The organism is uncultured Amnibacterium sp. (genome assembly GCF_964244015.1).
GTDB lineage: Bacteria > Actinomycetota > Actinomycetes > Actinomycetales > Microbacteriaceae > Amnibacterium.
Genome location: NZ_CAXTHO010000186.1, coordinates 1 through 3,667, shown reverse-complemented (window position 1 = coordinate 3,667; position 3,667 = coordinate 1). Strand labels below are relative to the sequence as shown.

The window sequence follows — 3,667 nt, the reverse complement described above, 5'->3', positions numbered from 1 at the left end:
CCCGCGCGGGCGTGCCGAAGAACTTCGCGGCCTGCGCCCAGCCGGAGGTGTGGACGCGGCCCATGAAGGCGTAGCCGGCCACGGCCACGTTCAGCGTCATGCTTCCTGCTTCGTCGAGAACGCTGCGTCGAACGCGGCGGCAGGCGGTTGGATCGCGTTCAGCCTCCGGACGATCTCGAGCGCCTCGGGGGCGCCCTGCGTGCGCTCCATGCCCGCGTCCTCCCACTCGACGCTCGTCGGGCCGTCGTAGCCGATCGCGTTCAAGGTGCGGAAGATCCGCTCCCACGGCACCTCGCCGTGGCCCACCGAGACGAAGTCCCAGCCGCGCCGCGGATCCGCCCACGGCAGGTGGCTGCCCAGCCGGCCGTTGCGGCCGTCGAGGTGCGTCACCGACTCCTTGCAGTGCACGTGGAAGATCCGGTCCGCGAAGTCCTGCAGGAACATCGACGGGTCGAGCTGCTGCCACACGAAGTGCGACGGGTCGAAGTTGAACCCGAAGGCCGGGTGGTCGATCGCCTCCACGGCCCGCTTCGCGGTCCAGTAGTCGTACGCGATCTCGCTCGGGTGCACCTCCAGCGCGAAGCGGACGCCCTGCTCCTGGAACGCGTCGAGGATCGGGGTCCACCGGGTGACGAAGTCGTCGAAGCCCCGCTGGATGAAGGCGCCGGAGGCGGGCGGGAACATCCCGACCGCGTGCCAGATCGACGAGCCGGTGAACCCGGTGACCGTCGATACGCCCATCGCCTTCGCGGCCTTCGCGGTCGTGATCATCTCCGCTGCCGCGCGCTGCCGCACGCCCTCGGGGTCACCGTCGCCCCACACCCGGTCGGACAGGATGTCGCGGTGCCGTTCGTCGATGGGGGAGTCGCAGACCGCCTGCCCGAGCAGGTGGTTCGAGATCGTCCAGACCTTGAGGCCGTTCTTCTCGAGGATCGCCTTCCGGTCCGCGACGTAGTCGGGGTCCTCGGCCGCGCGGACGACGTCGAGGTGATCCCCCCAGGACGCGATCTCCAGGCCGTCGTAGCCCCACTCGCCCGCGAGCCGCGCCACCTCCTCGAACGGCAGGTCGGCCCACTGGCCGGTGAACAGGGTGACGGGTCGCGTCATCGCGCTCCTCCTTCTTCGTTCCTCGCTGCGTCGTGCTGATCCTGGGCGGCGCCCCGCGCCGCCCACAGCATGCCCTGCTCGATGATGCGGCGCACCGACGGGTCCTGCACGATCTCGAGGCGGTGGCCGGCGGTCGACACCACGATGCGGCCCTCGCCCCAGTGCCGGGTCCAGACGGCGGGGAAGGTGACGGGGCGGTCCCACGCGTCGAAGTCGCGCTTCGCCTGGGTCGTGGTGGCGAGCACCTCGTTGTAGGCGTCGGACAGCACCCAGTACTGCTCGGTCGTGAGCGTGAAGTCGTCGACCCCCGCGGTCACGGGGTGCGAGCGGCCCAGCTCGGTGATCTCGGTCGTGTACTCCTGGTAGTTGTCGGCCTGCTCGCCGGACAGCTGCTCCGGAGGGGCGATCGCCGCGTGGTGGGCGAACTGGCCGCCGATCAGCTGGAGGTAGTCGGCGCTGTCGCGGTACGAGTCGGCGATCCCGCCGTGCCAGCCGACCAGGCCGGTGCCGGCGCGGACCGCGGCGATCAGGCCGGCGAGCGCCTCCGTGCTGATCGTCGACATCGTGACGACCTGCACGATCAGATCGACGCCGGCCATCCGCTCCGCGTCGCCGTAGACGTCGGGCGAGTCCTCGATCACGACCGAGAAGCCGTGCTCCTCGAGGAACGGGACGAAGAAGTCGGTGGTCTCCACGGGCATGTGCCCGTCCCAACCCCCTCGGACGACGAGTGCGCTGCGGGTCATGTGGTCCTTCCTGCGGTGGTCGCCGGCCAGGACGACACCAGGTGCTCGGCGACGCGCATCGCGTTCGCCACGATCGTCAGCGTCGGGTTGACGCTGCCGTTGGTCGGGTGCAGCGACGCGTCGCAGACCACGATCCTCCGGGTGCCCCACGGGCGGCCGAACATGTCGGTCGCGCTCGAGGTTGGATCGCGACCCATTCTCGCGGTACCGCATGAGTGCTCGCCAGCGGCGGATGCGGACGGGGCGTCCATCTGCCGGTGCACGGCGCGCGCCCCGGCGGCCTCGAGCCAGCGCGCACCCTGCGCGGCCATGCCCTGCTCGACCGCCACCGAGGCGGGATGCACGCGCTTCGCGAGCGAGGCGACCGGGCGGCCCCAGCGGTCGCGGGTGGAGGGGGACAGCGTCACCCCGGAGTCGACGTGCGGGATCTCCTGCCCCATGCCGAAGACGCCGAAGCCGAAGCGCCGGCCGTCCCGCATCCACCGGGTGTGCTCGGCACCCCACGCGGGCACGCCGGGCTCCGGGTTCAGCGCCGAGGTCAGCGGCAGCAGGCTCATCAGGTCGACGAGCACCCCGCCGCCCCACGGGATCGTCGAGCCGTGCACGTGGTCGAGCGTCGCGACCGAGTGGCCCGGCCCGAGGTACGGCTTCACGGGGGAGTCGGTGCGCCCGAGGACCGTGACGAACCGGTGGTCGTGCAGGTACCGGCCCATCGTCTGGTCGCCGATCCCGGAGGCGAGGAGCAGGCGCGGTGTCTCGACGGCACCCGCGGAGACCACCACGACCTCCGCGTCCACGGTCAGCTCGACGGGCGTTCCGGAGGCGTCGGCCATGATCGTGACGGCGGCGCGGTCGGCGCCGTCGCGCACCTCCACCACCTCGGCGTCCTGCAGCAGCTCGCACCTGCCGGTCGCCAGCGCGCGTGGTACGAACGTGTTCTGCGACCCGTTCTTCGCATCGACCGGGCAGGCGTGCCCGCAGCACTGCGGGCAGCGCACGCAGGCGGCGCGGCCGGCGTGCGGCACGCTGTTGATCGCGAGCGGGATCGGTCCCCAGCCCCAGCCGAGCGCGTCGGCGGCGTGCCCGAGCAGCTCCCGGGCCGGTTCCGTACCCATCGCGGGCATCGGGTAGCCGGCGGAGCGGCGGGTCCTGCGGGTCAAACCGCCCTCCTCGCCCGCGACCCCGAGCTCCTGCTCCGCGCGGGAGTAGTACGGCTCGAGGTCGTCGTAGTCGATCGGCCAGTCCGCCAGGCTCGCGCCCTCGGGCTCGCCGTGGAGGGTGCGCATCCGGAAGTCCTCGGGCAGGAAGCGCCACGCCATGCCCTGCCAGAGCCGGGTCCCGCCGCCGAGCGTCATCGCGTTCAGGCCGTACAGCCAGGCGTCGCCGGTGCCGTCGATCGTCGCGCGGCCGCCGTCGGACAGGCGCAGCTCCCGCGGGTGACCGGGCCCGGGACCCGCGGACGGGTTGTAGACCGCGTTCCGCTTCCCGTGCAGGTGATCGCCGCGGAGCGCGGCGTTCGTGGTGGCCGGCGCGCGTTCGACGAGGAGGACCGACCTGCCCGCCTCGGCGAGCAGTGCGGCGGCGACACCGCCGCCCGGGCCGCTGCCGATGACGATCGCGTCGTAGGAGCGCCGCACCTCACGGCTGCCGATCGTGGGGAGCGGTGCGGGCTCGATCGGTATCACGCCCGGCGGTACCGGATCGAAGCCGACGGCGTCGAGACCTTCGGGGCGGGCGCCGGGCCGCGCCGCGTAGTACCCCTCGAAGCTCACCCGGACGAGCGCGGCGATCCCGTCGGCCGCAGCCGGATCGTC

Annotated in this window: 3 protein-coding genes; all 3 read right to left on the bottom strand. The window is 72.5% G+C overall.

The window, feature by feature from the left end:
• Positions 1 to 96: 96 nt before the first annotated feature.
• Positions 97 to 1,107 (bottom strand): sugar phosphate isomerase/epimerase family protein, encoded by a 1,011-nt coding sequence (locus ACFE67_RS14480; RefSeq protein ID WP_375407578.1) that lies wholly within the window; start codon positions 1,105 to 1,107, stop codon positions 97 to 99.
• Complete coding sequence (locus ACFE67_RS14475) at positions 1,104 to 1,853, bottom strand: ThuA domain-containing protein (RefSeq protein WP_375407577.1); 750 nt, start codon at positions 1,851 to 1,853, stop codon at positions 1,104 to 1,106. Before ACFE67_RS14475 ends, ACFE67_RS14480 begins: the two co-directional genes overlap by 4 nt.
• Positions 1,850 to 3,667, bottom strand: a 1,818-nt coding sequence (locus ACFE67_RS14470) for a GMC oxidoreductase (RefSeq protein WP_375407576.1), incomplete at its 5' end; no start/stop codon positions are given. The genes ACFE67_RS14470 and ACFE67_RS14475, both read right to left, overlap by 4 nt.